The sequence below is a fragment of the Psychroserpens jangbogonensis genome (assembly GCF_000797465.1).
GTDB classification, from domain to species: domain Bacteria; phylum Bacteroidota; class Bacteroidia; order Flavobacteriales; family Flavobacteriaceae; genus Psychroserpens; species Psychroserpens jangbogonensis.
This window is the reverse complement of record NZ_JSWG01000009.1, coordinates 604,766-622,445: the sequence shown is the minus strand read 5'-3', so window position 1 is coordinate 622,445 and position 17,680 is coordinate 604,766. Positions and strand designations below refer to the sequence as shown.

Sequence of the window (17,680 nt, the reverse complement as noted above, 5' to 3'; positions counted from 1 at the left end):
AAATGACATTAATCGTCTTCTTCTTTCTCTAAATCTGGATCTTGAACGGCTTCTGGATCGTCATTGTCAAATTCTTCATAATCATCCTCATCATAGTTTTCCATAGTCATTTCAAGTTTTGAACTCACCTTAACTAAATACTTAGTATCTGCTGTAGTAACTTCTACAGCTTCAATAAGCTCATTACTTGCGTTTTTAAATGAAATTATTTCACCGTCATCATAGCCATAAGGAAATTTTTCAACCAATAAGGCTAATATTTCTGGTGTTAACTTTCTAAAATCGACTATAACACGTTTTAAATTGTCTTTTTTATCCATAATTTCATCTCTCTAGTAGGTTAATTTTAATTGGTTAAGAACCAAATGTGATTATTAATAGCTTGTTTAAAATTATAAAAAATAACTAAGCAAAAGCAAATTATTTATACAATTACAAAAAAACTACAGATCAGCTTCCTATTAAGATGACAGCAATAAAAAAGCAATTCTATTATAATAAAATTAACAATGAATCTATTAAGTTTTTACAATTTCAATGTATCTTAGGCTCATTGAAAAGAGGGTTTCACTAAGTGGAACAATAAGATGACTAAAAGTATGTTGATATCAAAAGATACATTGCATAGATTTGATGGAAACAATAATCTTTAAAATTATGAAAACACACGTAACACTTACACAAAATAGAGCAAACTTAATTACGTCTAGAATGATTCAACACCTAATATTCGGATTATTTATGATTGCAACGCTAACTTTCAATTCACTGTCTGCTCAAACGCAAACTTCATCAAATACTGAAATAAATGTCAAAGGAATGGTTAGTGATGAATACGGACCATTAACAGGTGTAAATATTGCGCTTAAAGGCAGTAATGTTGGTGCCATAACGGATTCTGATGGCACATTTATTTTTCCACAAGCATTAAAACCTAATGATGTTTTAATATTTAGCTATTTAGGCTATGAAACGAGAAGAGTTAAAATTAAAGCGGACACCAATTTTATAAACCTACAATTAGTATCAGAAGCTATAGACATTGTAGGCGCTTTAGCTTCAGATAAACCATACAAATCAAAACGCTCGTTTTAACTGTACAATAGTCTTGTTTATATGAAAACATTAGGACTTTTATTAAGTTTCCTATTTGCATTCCAAGCTCATGCGCAAGTATCTGATTTTAATCATATTGATTTTAAAAAAGCAGATAGTATGGCATTGGTTTACAAAGGTGCTGGACTCAAAAACTTGCCTGAATTATCCCATAATCTAACGTCAAATTTAGAAACTGATGTAGAACGTTTTAGAGCGATTTACAAATGGGTCTGTACTAATGTGTCTAATGATTATGGGCTTTACTTAAAGAATAAGAAAAAACGTGAGAAGTTTGAAAATGATAGCCTAAAACTTGACGCTTGGAATGAAAGTTTCAAGAAAAAACTATTTAGCAAACTTAGAAAACGAAAAAAAACCATTTGTTCTGGCTATGCTTACCTAGTTAGTGAACTTTCAAGATTGGCAAATATTAATTGTAGAATGGTTAATGGTTTTGGCAGAACGAGTTCTACTGCAATTGATAATTTTAATGCACCAAATCATTCTTGGAACGCCGTAAAACTGAATGATAAATGGTATTTGAGTGATCCTACTTGGGCAAGTGGAATTGTACATCCTAATAATTACGGATTTAAGTTTAATTACAACAACGGTCTCTTTCTCACTAATCCAGAATTTTTTGTGCTTACGCATTATCCTATTGAACCTAAATGGATGCTTTTAGAAGGTGACCTACCTTCATTTCAATCATTTTTAGAAAATCCCATTTTGTATGGCAATGCATATAAACACTTAACAATTCATCAAACTCCAAATAAATTAAACAATACCATTCAGAAAAACGAAACGATAACTTTCAAATATGAATTGTTAGAGCCTATTGATCTAAATAAAATCTCGTTTATTATTGACAATGGTTTTAAAACCATAACCGCTAAGCCTTCATCTATTATTTTGGATGAACTGTCTTTGACATTAGAATACCAATTTGACAACACTGGTTATTATGATACGCACTTTTTAATTGGTGACGATTTGATTGTCTCGTATACGTTTAAAGTTGAAAATTGAGAACTTCAATCTACACCATCTTCAAGGTATTGAGTTCTTGTTCTGTCAGATGCTTCCAATGACCACGAGGTAGATCTTTTTTAGTAAGATGAGCAATTGCTACACAATCTACTCGAATTATATCATATTTTAAATGGTCAAAAATAGTATGAAGTATCGTATTCCCTGTATTTTTAATCTTAAGTCCAATTTGCGATTTTGCAGCACCTTCGATGTAACTAATTTCTTCAACAGGAACTAGTTTTCCTTCGATCTTTAAACCATCTTGAATCTTTTTTAGATCCTCAAATTTTAAATTCTTATCCAATTCTATTTCGAATAAGCGTTCAACACCATTTTTAGAATTCGTAAACTTTTTAACTATAACATCATCATTTGTAAACAATAATAACCCAGTAGAATTACGTCCTAAGCGACCTATTGGTTTTATTCTTGCAGATGTTGAATTAGCAACCAAATCCATGACAGTTTTCCCTTTGCTTTCACTTGTAGTAGTCGCAAAACCTTTAGGTTTATTTAATAAAACGTAAGTTTTCTTTTCAGGATTAATACGTGCGCCATCAAATCGAACTTCATCTTCAAACTTCACTTTGTAACCCATTTCGTTGATAATTTTACCATTGACGGTAACACTACCTACAGCAATATGCATATCTGCATCACGTCTAGAACAAATTCCAGAATTCGAAATGTATTTATTTAACCTAATCTCATCCGAATTTGACGGTTTAGAAGGTGTTTGTTTTTTCTTAATAGGTGTCTTACTTCTAACAGGAGCATTATCTCTAGAATAACTCTTACTTTTAGGATTATCCTTTTCTTTTGATTTACTTGATTTTTTATTGGTAGGTTTATTGGTTCCTCTTCCTGAAGGTTTCCCTTTTCCGCTTCCGCCTTGATTTCTGCTCATGGTTACTAATTTTGCGCAAAGGTAATATATTACTCTTTATGAATCGAAATATTCTGTAGTAGATTGACGCTCACGATTTACAGATAGTTTTGTCACGTCTGGCCTTGAATAATGACCAACTGGATCAAAATTTTGACGTTCTTCTAATACACGATTAAAGTCTAAGCTTGTGAAAATCAATCCTTCTTTATGTAAAACGGGTTCAATAATCCATTCACCATCAGGTCCAGCAACGCAGCTTCCACCATTTGCAAGTGTATCTGGAGCCTTTTCTAGAAGACTTTCAATATGTGGTGTATTCTTCGGAAAGTCCTTTTTCGACATTAAACTCGATACTGAAATCACATAAGAGCGTGATTCTCTCGCTATAAATCGTGTTATGTCTTTAGTATTGTGATCGCTTCCTGGCCATACTGCAATATGCAAATTTTCACCTAAACCATAAAGCGCAGCTCTAGGCAATGGCATCCAATTTTCCCAACAGTTCAATCCACCAACAGTAAAGTCTTTTAGTGGATGAACTCTAAGTCCGTTTCCATCACCTGGAGACCAAGTTAATCGTTCGTCATAAGTTGGTTGCAGTTTTCTGTGAACAGATTGAATTACACCTTCATTATTGATATAAACTAAAGAAGCATATACGCTATGACCACCTCGATCTGTAGGTCGCTCAATCACACCTAAATAGACAGCCAATTTATGTTCTTTGGCTAAACCACAAATATCATCCAAATCACCTTTTTCAATAGTTATCGAGTTCTTAACATAATGTGCATGAAGCTCCTTATTAACAGTCTTATTCCATTCTGCTCCTCCTGTTAAAGCCAACCAAAATGGGTAGCCAGGAATTAAACCTTCACCAAATACGATAAGTTCTGCGTGCTCTTTTGAAGCTTCAATAATTGAATGCTCAACCTTTTTAAGGGTTTCCTTTTTATTTAACCATACTGGTGAAATTTGAGCCAGAGCAACTTTAAGAATATGATTCATTAGATTCGATTTAAAACAACATCCACATTAATGAGAACAATACCAAATATACCAGCTAAAATGATAAATTTCAATATATTATGTAATATTAAATAATGAGGTTTTGTGTTTGATTTCCATAGTAATAGTAGAAAAATAAGCAACAAAATTACAGACAGGTAAAAGAAAAGATACATGTGTCCTACATCAAATTGATTTAAAAGGAGATACACAGGAACACTTGTCAATAACACTAATATAGTCAACATTATTTTCGATGCTTTCTCTCCATAAACTACTGGAATCGTTTTATAATTTAATAAAAGATCGCCTTTCATATTTTCCAAATCTTTTGTGAGCTCTCGCATTGAAATTATTAAGAACAAGAAAATAGCATGAACAAAAATGACCGATTCAAAGTTTTTATAATACAGAAAAATAGCAAAGAATGGTGTTGTTGTGAGTATTGCAGACGTAAGATTTCCTATAAATGGAAGTTTCTTTAGTTTGTGCGAGTAAAACCAGATTCCGAAGATATACACAGAGAAAAACAGAACTGCATTAAATGACACGTAACTAGCCATAACTACTGCAGAAAAATTAAGCACAAAATAAAAGGACAACTTTGTATTCTGGCTTACTAATCGGTCTATTTGAGATTTATTTGGGCGGTTAATTAGATCTTTTTCCGAATCATAAAAGTTATTAATGATATAACCTGCTGCAATAGTCGCTGCCGAAGCTAATACCAACATTAATAGATTCAAATCAAGCAGAACAGCTTTTAAAGGTTTGTCGTGCGCAAGAATGTAAATAGAGGCTAAATATTGTGCAATAACAATGACTAGAATGTTATAACCACGCACAACAGAAAACATACTGAAAAATTTCAGAAGGATATGTTTTTGTTTGCGAGAAAGCATAAGGGTACTTTTAGAAGTTGTAAACCACTTCTAATTTGTAGTCTTTAAGTGATTGTTTAGCAGTATCAAAATCTTCAGTAAATCCTAAGATATAACCACCTCCACCAGAGCCACATAATTTCAAGTAGTACTCGTTAGTTTCAATTCCTTTTCTCCAAAGTTCATGAAACTGTTGTGGAATCATAGGCTTAAAGTGGTTCAATACCACTTTAGATAATTGCTTTGTGTTTTTGAAAAGCGACTTTACATCTCCTTTTAAGAAATCGTCAACACAGGCATCTGTATGTTTGATAAACTGATCTTTCAGCATACTTCTAAATCCTTCCTGCTTCATATTTTCCATGAAAATTCGAACCATTGGAGCTGTTTCACCAATTATACCAGAATCTAATAAGAAAACTGCGCCTTTACCATCGGTTTGTTGCGCTGGTATTCCAGTTGCCTCAATATTATCTTGAGAATTAATTAAAATAGGAATGCTTAAATAGCTATTTAAAGGATCTAATCCTGAAGACTTTCCGTGGAAAAAAGATTCCATTTCAGAAAAAATCATTTTTAGTTTTAATAATTTTTCTCTTGTTAAGTTTTCTAAAACTGTAATTTTATCATGAGCATATTTATCATAAATAGCAGCAACTAAAGCACCACTACTTCCAACACCATAACCTTGTGGTATAGAAGAATCAAAATACATTCCTGCTTCAACATCATTCGTTAATTTCTCAATATCGAAAATCACCAACTCAGCCTTTATATCTTTTATATAAGACACAAATCGCTTTAAACTTTCATTAGATTCTATAGCTTCTTGAGACGGATTTTCTTCAGTCTTCAATGCACCATTAAAAAAGTTGTAAGGGATAGACAAACCTTTAGAATCTTTTATGATTCCATACTCACCAAAGAGTAAGATTTTTGAGTAAAAAAGAGGTCCTTTCATGTATTGTTAACCATTTGCTTTAACAAATATACGTATAATTCTACTATTTGGTTTACGATGAACCGTTAAGTCCACTATAATTTACTGATGTTTAATCTGAAATCTGTTGCGCGCCAAAACCAATTTGATCAGTAATATAATGTCCGTTTTGACAAAATATTGCCAATTCAGATTTTATGAATTCTAAAACGGCATCTTTTTCGCTTTCAGGATATAGCACATGAACATTGGCTCCTGCGTCTAAAGTAAAACATACTTTTGAGTTAGTTTCTTTGCGAAACGTCCATATTTTATTGATGATTCCCATTGTGTTTGGTTTCATTAAAATAAAATAAGGCATGCTTGTCATCATCATAGCATGAAGTGTCAAGGCTTCACTTTCAACAATTTTTAAAAAGGCATCTACATCACCATTTTTAAAAATTTCAATAAGCTCCGACATGTTTTCATGAGCTTGTTCAAAACGTCGAGCAGCAAATGGATGGTTATGCATTAGATTATGCCCAACTGTGCTACTGACCTGTTTCTCACCTTTGTCAACTAATAAAATTGTGTCTTGATAATTTTTAAAATTCTGATGAACTTGAAAAGGATATTTTACTCCAAACAAATCTGAACTTCCATCAATTCCTTTATGTGTTCCCCAAACAATTAAATCACCTTCAATACTTCTGCAAGCACTTCCTGAACCCAATCGTGCCAAAAACGATGCTTTCTGATTGAAATAAGTTTCTGAAACTTCACCCGAAAGTTCTTTCTCAATGCTCATTAAACATAATGCTAAAGCACTCATACCTGAAGCTGATGAAGCAATCCCAGAACTATGAGGAAATGTATTAGACGTTTCTATTTTGAAATGATAGTCTCTTAAAAATGGCAAATAGCTTTCTATTCGTTTAAAGAATGTTTCAATTTTTGATTTAAAACTATCTTTTTGTTCGCCATCTAAAAACACTTCAAATGAAAATATATCGCTACTTTCCTTTTTTGAAAAGCTAAGTATTGTTGTTGTTTTACAATGATCTAGTGTAAAACTTATAGATGGATTTTCTGGAATTTGATCTGCCTTTTTTCCCCAATATTTGACAAGTGCAATATTACTTGGCGATGACCACGTAACACTTCCACTATCTTTAGTTTTAGAATATGTTTCAGGAATAAAATCTTGTTCAGTCATGTATTAGTCTTGAATTGAAAAAGCTAGTTCAATTATGTTGTACAAAAATAAGAAATATCTATTGGTAATTTTAAGAATCATTAGACATTGCTAATAGCTTTACTGTTGTTTTGTAGTTTCTTGATGTCGCTTTAACGTTCAATTTCTTTTCGAATGAGTTCATATTAAATTTAGTTCGACCATAACCTACTGAAGAATGAAAGTAAATACAATCTTTTATAATCACAAACTCTTCATTTTCAAAAGCAATATCAGTAACCGCTTTAACCAATTCAGTTTTAGGGATTTCACTTAACATAACGAAATAGCTGTTTTCTTTTTTTTCACCTGTAAACGGACATGTATCGAATATGACTTCTAACTCTTTTCTTGTTTTGGCAATCACGGGAACTTCAAAACCAAAATGGGATTGAATTAATTGCTGGATTGTATTTTCTATTTTAGAGATATTGTTTTCTGAAGATTGAAGTACAATGTTTCCACTTTGAATATAAGTTGTCACATTTTCAAATCCAGATTTAGAAAGCAATTCTCTTAGCTCAGCCATAGGTGTTTTTTTATGTCCACCAACGTTGATTCCTCTTAAAAGTATTATATACGTGTTCATGATTGAGACATAGATTTTGAGGCAATATAAGCACCAGACCATGCATTCTGAAAATTAAAACCACCTGTAACTGCATCAATATTCAATATTTCTCCAGCAAAGTACAAGTTTTCATGAAGCTTGCTTTCAAAGGTTTTAAAATTAACTTCTTTCAGGTTGATTCCTCCTGCCGTTACAAATTCTTCCTTAAAAGTACTCTTTCCTGTCACCATAAATACTGCCATTGTAAGTTGGGCTGCCAATTGTTCTAATTGCGATTTGTTTAAGTCTGCCCATCTTGTTTCATTGGTCATATCTGAAGCTAACACCAATTTATGCCATAAGCGTTTTGGTAATTCAAACTGCGCCAATTTAAAGACTGTTTTCTTTGCGAAATCTTGTTTTAAATCTTTTAAATGCTCCAAACAATCATCATAAGATTGTTTGATAAAATTAATTTCTATTTCAAATTTATAGTCACATTTTGCAAGTTCAATAGCACCAAACGCAGATAATTTTAAAATCGCTGGAGCACTCATACCTACATGAGTAATTAAAAGTGGGCCTTCGCTATATAAATTAGTATCAACCACAGTAACCTCAACATTTTTTGCAACAACTCCTGGAATATCATTAATTCGTTCATCTTTAATATCAAACGTAAATAACGATGGAACAGGTTGAGAAATGGTATGACCCAATTGCTCTAATAATTTCCAAATTTTAGGATTGCTTCCAGTTGCAATCATTACTTTTTTTGCTAATAAGTCGCCTTGAGTTGTTTCCAATAACCAAGATTCATCAGATTTAGAAATAGATCTCAACGCATGATTATATAAAACATCTACTTGGTGCTTTTCTACTTCGTGTAGGAAGCAATTTATAATGGTTTGAGACGAATCTGTAATAGGAAACATTCTGCCATCTTCTTCAATTTTCAATTCGACTCCTCGTTGTTCAAACCATTCAATAGTATCTCCAGTCATGAATTGATGAAATGGTCCTAACAATTCTTTTTCACCTCTAGGATAGTTTAAAACTAATTCAGAAGGTATAAATTCGGCATGTGTCACATTACAGCGTCCGCCACCTGAGATTTTCACCTTTTGAAGCCCTTCTTTTCCACGTTCAAGAATGGCAACCTTTAAGGTTGAATTTTGCTCAGCAATATTAATAGCTGCAAAAAAGCCTGCTGCTCCTCCTCCAACAATGATTACATCATATTCATTCATTCAAGAAAAAAATTATAGATTTTTAATGGATTTCAAAATCATGGTAAATTAAAGATTATTTATTGGTTAAATACGTTGAAGTCCAGTTATTAGTTCTAAGGTAATCTTCAATTATTTTGGACGCATTAATCCTTCTTGAGCAACAGAAGCAATTAAAACACCATCTCTAGTAAATAAATTCCCTTTAGCAAAACCTCTGGCACTAGAAGTGTTTGGAGACTCTATAGAATAGAGCAACCAATCGTCATAGTCAAAATCTCTAAAAAACCACATAGAATGATCTAAACTTGCTGTTTGTGTATTATTCCAATTGGCTTTACTTGCATGTCTATTCATGGCTGAAGTAAGAATATTATAATCTGAAATATAAGTAAGAATTTGTTGTTTGTCACTTCTATTCAAGCTTGAAACATCCCCTTTAAGTTTTACCCAAACATCTGTAAAAGGCGGTAAATCCTTTTTGTTTAATGGATTCGCAATTTGAGTGGGTTTAAATTCTATTGGACGTTCGATTTCAAAAAACCCTTTAACTCTACTCGGAAGCACATCACGATACGTTTCTAACAAATCTGTCCAACTCATTAACTCTTCAGGTAATTTGATATTACTTTTCATCTCAATTTGATGCTCATAACCTTCTTCTTGTTTGTGAAATGAGGCTGACAAAATAAAGATGATCTTCTCGTTTTGCTGAGCAGTAACTCTTCTTACTGAAAAACTTCCTCCATCTCTTACAACACTTACATCGTAAACGATTGGAATCTCCAAATTACCTGGCTCTAAAAAATAGGAATGTAATGAATGTAATATTCTACCAGTAGTAATAGTTCGCGCAGCAGCATTTATAGCCTGAGCTAAGACTTGACCACCAAAAACATTCGGACTCCCAACGGTTTTACTGAAACCTTGAAACTTAGTGTCTTCAATTTGTTTTAACTGAATTAATTGTAATAGATCTTGAGTTGAATTCATACCTTAAGGGTTATTTTTTCAAAGCTAAATAAATGGTTAATCTATTAGACCAAAAAAATGAATTTTATAATTAGTTTAAGATTTAAAATTTTAGTTTTACTGGAAAAATTTTATATTTCATTTTATGAAAGCATTTATCAAAACTATTACGGTTGCTCTATTTTTTATTTCTTGCGGCACAGGAAATGTCGAAATTTTAGCTGACATACCGTCTAGCTTAAAGGAGACGTCTGCAATAGAAAAAATAAATGATTCAAATATATTATGGGTTATTCAAGATTCTGGAAATACGAATCACTTATATGGATTAAACCTAAACGGAGATATCCTTAAGGACATTACAATTAATAATGCAGAAAATATTGACTGGGAGGATTTGACCTCTGATTCTAAAGGAAATATTTATATAGGTGATTTCGGAAACAACGCTGAAAACAGGACAAGTTTTACTATTTATATAGTTCCTAATGCTGAAAACGCAAAGTCATCAGTAAATGCAAGCATCATTAATTTTACACTTCCAGATGGAATGAATTCAATAGATTTTGAATCGTTCTTTTTACACAATGGGTTTTTTTATGTTTTTAGTAAAGACCACAAAAAATGTGAACTTATCAAAGTCCCAAATAAAATGGGCAATCATGTAGCTAGTTACATTTCAAAAACCAAACTAAAGGGCAAACATTCTAAGGTTACTTCGGCAGATATTAGTGATGATGGTAAAACTGTTGTTTTACTAAATCATAGCAAGCTTTGGAAATTAACAGATTACACTGGTGATGACTTCTTTAATGGAGAAATTGATGCATTAGAGTTTAAACACAACTCCCAAAAAGAAGGTGTTAATCTAATTAATGACAATCAAGTTCTCATCACAGATGAGTTTGGAAAATTTAATGGCGGAAATATATACCGTTTTATCTTAGAATAGTCAGACTTTTAAAATTGAAAACCAAAACCAAAGCTAAATCTCATACTGTCATCTGAGGTAAATACTCCAGCATTAAAGGATAGCAAGTCTACCATATTCACAAATAACCCACCTCCTACTGAAGTATTTAACGCATCTTCATTAAAATCAGGATCGCTTACAAAATCATCATCAACCCAAACACGACCATAATCAAAGCCGCCAAAAAGACCATATTCAATTGGCACAATTGAAGTACTAACTCGTTTAAGATTATACCTTAAATCTGTACTGTGAAAGAATGAACGTTTACCAGAGAATCTTTCATTTCTGTAACCTCTCAAACCATTATTGGCACCTAAAGTTGCTGCTTGATAAAACTCAAATTCATCTCCAAAATTAATCTGGCCTTTTATTTTAGTAGCCAATACAAAATTGCCGCTGGCGTTTAGTTTGTAATCAATTCCTAGAGATGGGATTACATAACTATAGTTATTTGAGTTTTTAAGATTGTTAGTATATCCTATAGCAACTTTGAAGTCAATCCCTAAGGTAGGGAATGCCTTTTCATCTACGTTTGTAAATGCGTATGATAATTCGGTATTTATAAAATTGTCTCTATCAGGCTGAAAATCCATAGGATATAAACCACTAATAAATCGGTCATCAGTATTTTCAATTTCTATGGATTCAAAATTTAATCCAAAAGACCATTTACTACCATATTCTCCTCTTTTAATAAATGATGTCCCAACGGCATAAGTTGACTGTCTTACTCTATTGTAATCAAAATCTTCTTCATCGCCATTTGGATTATCAACGCTTAAATTTGGTGTAGAGTTACCAAATCCGAAAAAATTAATTGCGAAACTAGGACTAGCAAATCTTGCTTTCACACCAAGATTTATATCATTAAAAATCTCTGCAAACTCACCATTATAATTAAAATCCACACCACCAGTAGCAAAAAACACATGGCCACTTACAAAATGTTGAGATGAGAACTTTTCATTATCATATCCGTTTTTAACAAACATGCCTCCCACTCCTAATTTAAAACCATCATCTGGATTAAACCCAAATACCGGTAAAATTACTTTAGAGTTATATTTTATTTTTTTGAAGTCGTAAAGGTTAGAATAATAATCATCTTTAAGATGACGATTTCCCTTGTTTGTAATGAATTCACTTTCTTTGGATTTATAATCGTAAATATGGACTTTCTTTCCATTTACAATATTATATTTATCCTTATTTTGACCTCCAACGATACGCAACCTTATTTCAGCAGCACCATCTCCTGACACTTCAAAATAATCGTCATCATCTAAACCAAAAACCCAAATTTCTTTATTCTCTTCTGGATAATATAAGCGTTCATGGAATAAATCTGTTTTTTTACCTTGCTTAATTCGGTAAATTTTTATGGAAACAATACCATTTGTCATCCTTTCAATTTCGAACCAATCATCCTTATCTGTACCTCTTACAGTTGCATATTTGTTTACAATATTGAAATATTCATCTGATGTACCTTTCAGGCTTTCACGTCTCTGAATTAATTTTTCTTTAATTGTTTGAATGGTTTCATCCCTTACTTCTATAGGGAATTTTAAAAAGGCTCTATCGATTACTTCTTCAGTTAAATTACTTTGAATAAGTGCAACCTGCTTGTCCCAATCTGCTTTAGTTGATTTTGTTAGTAAAGCTACATCTAATGGAAAAGGTTCTACATTAAACCATTTTGGATCTTTTAATTCGCCTTCATAAGAGCGCAATAATCTAATTGGTGGTATTAAAAACGTAGCTGTTTTCATTAAATATCCATCATCCATAAGAGAGAAAGCTTGATCTCTATCTCTAGGAACTGGTCTGTATATTGTTTTTCCATCTTCTTTAAAAACAGCCCATCTCCATTGATCTTGATGTCTATCCCAATCTCCAATAACCATATCAAATAATCTGGCTCTTATATATGCTGCTTCATCTACTACATGATCTTCTTTTTCTCTAAGTTCTTCTAGCATATCGTATGTGCTAATCAATTTATCAGAAAAACCAAAACCAGCTTTATCACCATGACCATCGGCTGCACGTTCTTCAATCATATAAATTTCGTCACCAAACTCATCATTAAATTTTCCTATAGCTTTTTGTTTAGGAACGTAAAACAATTTTGGCTCTGAATAATATACATCTACTGCTTTAGATAATTCAGCAATTGTAAAAGGCGCATAAGGATGTGAAGCAGTAAATGCATCAAGCAATAACGCTTCTGTTTTTGTTCCTTCAAGTTCAGGAGTGATATATTGATCTTTAAAAAGTACCGCTTGTAAGTACTGCACACCATTCTTTCTTAATGCACGCATTACGTATTCTCTTCCTTGTGGATCTTTAAAACGCAAAGATTTAGACTGATGACCTCCGCCTTTTCTAACAGGAGTTAAACCTCCATAAAGCGTATCTAGATTTACTGTAGGCAACTCAACTTCAGTACTGAAATATTTTCTATAGCGTTGTCCCCAAGCTTTTTGATAAGATTTACCTTTATCTGTTTCTTCCTTAGAATAAATTGACGCCTTTACTGTTTTAGGCATTGTTTCACTAAAATCAGTTTCGACACTTTCATTAGCCTTTATTACTTCGGTTTCAAAAACAGGTTCAGAAGTACCTGCAGCATAAAAGCGAACATATGATGACCCATCATTAAAAACATCCAACCTTGCATAACCTTGATGTCCATAAGAAAACTTTCCTCCTCCAACATTTCTAGTTGCACTTGTTTTTGATCCTGAACCACTAACAATTTGCGGTAAATTATTTTCAATAATATATTGCAAACTATGTTCATGTCCAGAAACAAAAAGCGCTTTATCATTTTCTTGTGCTAGTGTAACTAACATTTCCTTTAACTCTCGGTATCTCTTATTGTTTAAATCTGCATGTGACGCTCCACTTGTTTTACGAATTACGTTTTTTAAAGTTCCCAATACTGGAATTGGTGTCATATGTGAACCCAAACTATATTGTCCTCCGTGAGGACCATTGGTAAACATAGGATGATGTATTGCAATGATTGTGGTTTTTCCTCTTGCCTTTTTTACTTCGCTCTCAAATTCATCGATAAAACGTGCTCTTGTTTTAAATTCACATCCATCATTTATTTTTGGATGCTTATCCCAATCTGTAATATACCATTGAGAATCAACAATGATTAACACGATATCTTCAGAAATATTTACACGTTCGATTGGACATCCATTTTCTGGTAAAAATGTATTCTTTCCTAGAGCATCTTCAACAAACTTTTCTTGTCGTTTTAGATCATTTATACCTCCATACCAATCGTGATTACCTGGAATAAAAATTGTTTCTCCTTTAAAATTTTTAGCAGCATCTATTTGAACTTGAAGTCTATGTTCAGCTAATTCTTGCTCTGAATTGTTTGAAGTTAATCCGCTTGGGTATATATTATCACCTAAAAAAATTGCAGTACTATTTTCAGGAGCTTGTCTTAAGGCTTCTTCAAACGCTTGAATTGCCTCGGATGATGAACCCATTTCTGAGTTACCTCCATCTCCTAATAAATAAAAGGAATGTGAAACTGTTTTATCTGGAAAAATTGAATCTGTAATGTTTTTCTGATATTGCGCTTTATATGTTGCGCACGCATTAAGAAGTAAAATAATAGCAAATAATGCTACTACCTTTAACGGATTTTTCATTTTGATTGGTTTTAGTCGGTTTTTAAAGATACTAAAATGTTTAGGAAAAATCCTATTTATTAAAATGAGCCTTTACAAGTCTGACATTCGTAGGCGTCTTCTTTAAGAACTATTTTATCTAATTTCTCTGCTATATCATAAATAAAACTTGAGTAAGTGTTTGATTCTGGAGTAATATTATTTGCTTTAATTTTTTTATAAAACTCACCTTCCCATTCTTGTTTTCCCCAACAATTAGGACAAACACCAACTGGTGCTTTTCTTGAACCTTCATTATTTGACTTAGCTAAAAAATAAGCTTTTACATTTTCAAAAATATTCATCTTTTAAAAGGGTTATAGTTATAAAATTGTCGTCTCAAAAATGACTTCACTTGCAATTGTTTTATGTACAGGACATCTAGAAGCAATTTCTTTCAATCGCTCTTTTTGAATATCATCCAAATCACCAACAAATTTCAACTTCTTAGTAATATGGTCCAAATACTTAGGTTTATTAGTTTCAATGCCTAAATCGTCACTATGTTTTCTTGAATGCGTTACATAGACAAAGACTTCCTGTAAATCCCATTGTTTACGTTGCGCATATAACTTTAAGGTCATTGCAGTGCAAGCCACCAATCCAGCATTAAGATATTCATATGGAGAAGGTCCAAAGTCATCACCACCAATTGAAGCAGGCTCGTCTGCAATCATTGAATGGGTTTTAGTTTGAATAGAAGTTGTAAAGTTATCTTCAATTAGATTTAAATGACCAACTAACTGTTCTCCATTGGTCTCTAGCATTATATTTTCCTTTGTTTCAAAATAACGCTCAACCCAAGTTGCAATAACATTACCAACGTATTTACTGTCTTCTGACTTTGATAATAAATGATCTGCATTATCTAGTGATACAAAACTTTTTGGATGGTGAGCATTGTGATACAATTGTTCTGCATTTTTAATTCCCACAATGGTATCAACTGGAGAATGTAAAATCAATAATGGCTTTCTCAAAGTTTTCACTATTGCTGGTAAATCTGTTTTATCAAAATCTGAAACAAAATCTTCGTCTATTTTAAAAGGTCGACCACCAATGTTCACTTCAACTTTACCTTTTTCACTTACCTTATCAATCCCATGAGAAAACAAATGCTTCACATGATCAACATTTGCTGGTGCTCCAATAGTTGCTACAGCTTTAATATTGTCTAATTTAGAAGCCGCAACTAATACTGCTGCTCCTCCTAATGAATGACCAACCAATAATGATGCTGCTTGATAATTCTCTTTCAAAAAATCATTTACAGCGATGAGGTCATCAACATTTGCAGAAAAATGACTATCAGCAAACTCACCTTCACTCCTTCCTAAACCAGTAAAATCAAATCTTAAAACTCCAAAACCATAATTTGTAAGTGATCGACTAATATTTTTAACTGCACTTAACGTACTGCTACAAGTAAAACAATGTGCGAAAATGGCAAAATAGTTTGGCTTTTGGTTGGCAGGCAATTCTAAATATGCTTGAAGCTTAATTCCTTTTTTATTAACTATTTGTAATTTTTGGTTTTTCATGATATTGAATGGTTCAATGCTTGGCTATAAAATTATTAATTCCATTAGTTGGTCGGTTCTTTATTAAAAACCTTAATTGTTATTATGAACTGCATGACAACATTGAACAACCCACTTTATGTCTTGCCCAATCAGGACGTTTAGCAAACCATTTTTCCATATTTAGTTGTTCTTCATAAGGCTGCTTAAGTAATTGATATAACTCATCGATTAGTTTATAATCTCCTTTATTAGCATCATCAATCGCTAATTGCGCCATATAATTCCGAAGGACATATTTAGGGTTTACAGTTTTCATTTTTGATTGTCGGTCTTTATCTGATAATGATTCTTTTTCTAGTCTAAAATCATAGCGTTCAAACCAGTCTTGCCATTGTTGAGCAATCTTATCAGAAACCTCATTCGGTGTGTAAAACGCATCTTTAACAGTATTTACACCTTGTTTTGCGCCACCCTTTTTATGATTACTTAAATTCCTGAAGAAGATTGTCATATCTGTTTCGGTTAGAATTAAAGCATTTTCTAAAGCCTCAATTAGCAAATGATCTTTATCATCAATAGTTTCTAAACCTAATTTTGATTTCATCATCTCCAAAGATTTCAATTCAAAATCAGTTTTATAACGATCCAAAATAGTTTCTAAAGGTTCCGTTTCTTCAATTAATGGATATAAAGCATTAGCAAGTTGGTATAAGTTCCAAAGTCCGATATTTGGTTGATTACCATATCTGTATCTCTTGTGTTGGATATCAGTTGTATTTGGCGTCCATCCAAAATCGAAACCTTCTAGCCAACCGTAAGGTCCATAATCTATGGTCAAACCTAGGATAGACATATTATCTGTATTCATTACGCCATGTACAAAACCAACACGTTGCCAATGAATAATCATTTCTAATGTGCGTTCTGAAACTTCAGCAAAAAACTTAATATAGTTTTCTTTTGAAGGTGCTCCTAAATGTGAAAAATGATGTTTTATGGTAAAATCAACTAAGGTTTTTAATGTCTTATGATCTTGTCTAGCGGCAAAAATCTCGTAACTACCAAAACGCAAAAACGATGGTGAAACACGAGAAACTATCGCTCCTTTTTCGTTGGCAGAATTTCCATCGTAAAGCATATCTCTTAAAACCTCATCACCTGAAATCGCTAAAGACAATGCTCTAGTTGTTGGCACATTTAAATGAAACATGGCTTCACTACACAAATACTCTCGAATAGACGAACGAAGAACAGCCAAACCATCGGCACTTCTTGAATAAGGCGTTTCTCCTGCGCCTTTAAGTTGTACTGTCCATTGCTTATTATTATTCTCAACATCGAACAGATTAATAGCTCTTCCATCTCCTAATTGTCCTGCCCAATTTCCAAATTGGTGTCCGCCATAACACATAGCATATGGTCTAGTCTTAGGTAAAAGTTCGTTTCCAGTGAATACTTTAGTAAATAATTCACTAGATAAATCACTTTCTGAAATACCTAAAGCTGTAGCCATTTCTTTTGAAACATGCAGTGTTTCCGGATTCTTTGTTTGCTTAGGGTTTACGAACGAAAAACAAGCTTCTTTTACTTGTCTTCTCGAATTCTCTAAAACAGAATCTGCTGGTAATTCTTCAGTGAATGTTTGTTTTAAATTTAGTTTCATTC

General features: G+C 32.6%; 16 protein-coding genes. 3 read left to right on the top strand and 13 right to left on the bottom strand.

Annotated elements, in window-relative coordinates:
• Positions 1-8: 8 nt before the first annotated feature.
• Positions 9-320, bottom strand: a complete 312-nt coding sequence (locus RH81_RS09845; protein ID WP_033960019.1) for a hypothetical protein — start codon at positions 318-320, stop codon at positions 9-11.
• A gap of 337 nt (positions 321-657) precedes the next feature.
• On the opposite strand from RH81_RS09845, the gene RH81_RS09840 reads away from it, so the two are divergent.
• Positions 658-1,095, top strand: a complete 438-nt coding sequence (locus tag RH81_RS09840) for a carboxypeptidase-like regulatory domain-containing protein (protein WP_161791982.1) — start codon at positions 658-660, stop codon at positions 1,093-1,095.
• A 21-nt stretch (positions 1,096-1,116) separates the two neighbouring features.
• The gene (locus tag RH81_RS09835) at positions 1,117-2,130 is read left to right on the top strand and encodes a transglutaminase domain-containing protein (RefSeq protein ID WP_033960017.1); all 1,014 of its coding nucleotides are present in this window, start codon (positions 1,117-1,119) and stop codon (positions 2,128-2,130) included.
• A gap of 10 nt (positions 2,131-2,140) precedes the next feature.
• On the opposite strand, the gene RH81_RS09830 is transcribed toward RH81_RS09835, so the two are convergent.
• From RH81_RS09830 to RH81_RS09795, 8 genes are all read right to left on the bottom strand, one after another.
• Complete coding sequence (locus tag RH81_RS09830; protein WP_033960016.1) at positions 2,141-3,040, bottom strand: pseudouridine synthase; 900 nt, start codon at positions 3,038-3,040, stop codon at positions 2,141-2,143.
• 36 nt (positions 3,041-3,076) lie between these two features.
• The gene (locus RH81_RS09825) at positions 3,077-4,030 is read right to left on the bottom strand and encodes a carbon-nitrogen hydrolase family protein (RefSeq protein ID WP_033960015.1); all 954 of its coding nucleotides are present in this window, start codon (positions 4,028-4,030) and stop codon (positions 3,077-3,079) included.
• On the bottom strand, positions 4,030-4,932 hold the full coding sequence (locus tag RH81_RS09820; protein ID WP_033960014.1) for a geranylgeranylglycerol-phosphate geranylgeranyltransferase: 903 nt from the start codon (positions 4,930-4,932) through the stop codon (positions 4,030-4,032). The genes RH81_RS09825 and RH81_RS09820 overlap by 1 nt, the downstream gene beginning before the upstream one ends.
• A 10-nt stretch (positions 4,933-4,942) precedes the next feature.
• The gene (locus RH81_RS09815) at positions 4,943-5,872 is read right to left on the bottom strand and encodes a mevalonate kinase family protein (protein ID WP_033960013.1); all 930 of its coding nucleotides are present in this window, start codon (positions 5,870-5,872) and stop codon (positions 4,943-4,945) included.
• A gap of 91 nt (positions 5,873-5,963) precedes the next feature.
• Positions 5,964-7,049, bottom strand: coding sequence for a diphosphomevalonate decarboxylase (locus RH81_RS09810; protein WP_033960012.1), 1,086 nt, complete (start codon positions 7,047-7,049; stop codon positions 5,964-5,966).
• 70 nt (positions 7,050-7,119) lie between these two features.
• Positions 7,120-7,656 carry a DUF1697 domain-containing protein gene (locus tag RH81_RS09805; protein WP_033960011.1) on the bottom strand — a complete coding sequence of 179 codons (537 nt, stop codon included), beginning with the start codon at positions 7,654-7,656 and terminating at the stop codon, positions 7,120-7,122.
• Positions 7,653-8,867, bottom strand: coding sequence for a BaiN/RdsA family NAD(P)/FAD-dependent oxidoreductase (locus RH81_RS09800; protein ID WP_033960010.1), 1,215 nt, complete (start codon positions 8,865-8,867; stop codon positions 7,653-7,655). The genes RH81_RS09805 and RH81_RS09800 overlap by 4 nt, the downstream gene beginning before the upstream one ends.
• Positions 8,868-8,978: 111 nt before the next feature.
• The gene (locus RH81_RS09795) at positions 8,979-9,839 is read right to left on the bottom strand and encodes an acyl-CoA thioesterase (protein ID WP_033960009.1); all 861 of its coding nucleotides are present in this window, start codon (positions 9,837-9,839) and stop codon (positions 8,979-8,981) included.
• A gap of 124 nt (positions 9,840-9,963) precedes the next feature.
• Here RH81_RS09795 and RH81_RS09790 point away from each other — a divergent pair, with 124 nt between their 5' ends.
• Positions 9,964-10,770, top strand: a complete 807-nt coding sequence (locus RH81_RS09790) for an SdiA-regulated/phytase-like domain-containing protein (protein ID WP_033960006.1) — start codon at positions 9,964-9,966, stop codon at positions 10,768-10,770.
• 8 nt (positions 10,771-10,778) lie between these two features.
• Here RH81_RS09790 and RH81_RS09785 read toward each other — a convergent pair whose 3' ends face one another.
• The 4 genes from RH81_RS09785 to RH81_RS09770 all read right to left on the bottom strand — a co-directional run bounded on the left by RH81_RS09785 (position 10,779) and on the right by RH81_RS09770 (position 17,678).
• The gene (locus RH81_RS09785) at positions 10,779-14,474 is read right to left on the bottom strand and encodes a metallophosphoesterase (RefSeq protein ID WP_033960005.1); all 3,696 of its coding nucleotides are present in this window, start codon (positions 14,472-14,474) and stop codon (positions 10,779-10,781) included.
• 59 nt (positions 14,475-14,533) lie between these two features.
• Positions 14,534-14,797, bottom strand: a complete 264-nt coding sequence (locus RH81_RS09780) for a hypothetical protein (protein WP_033960002.1) — start codon at positions 14,795-14,797, stop codon at positions 14,534-14,536.
• Positions 14,798-14,815: 18 nt separating this feature from the next.
• On the bottom strand, positions 14,816-16,033 hold the full coding sequence (locus tag RH81_RS09775) for a bifunctional alpha/beta hydrolase/OsmC family protein (protein ID WP_033960001.1): 1,218 nt from the start codon (positions 16,031-16,033) through the stop codon (positions 14,816-14,818).
• 82 nt (positions 16,034-16,115) lie between these two features.
• Positions 16,116-17,678, bottom strand: coding sequence for a protein adenylyltransferase SelO (locus RH81_RS09770; RefSeq protein WP_033960000.1), 1,563 nt, complete (start codon positions 17,676-17,678; stop codon positions 16,116-16,118).
• Positions 17,679-17,680 lie beyond the last annotated feature (2 nt).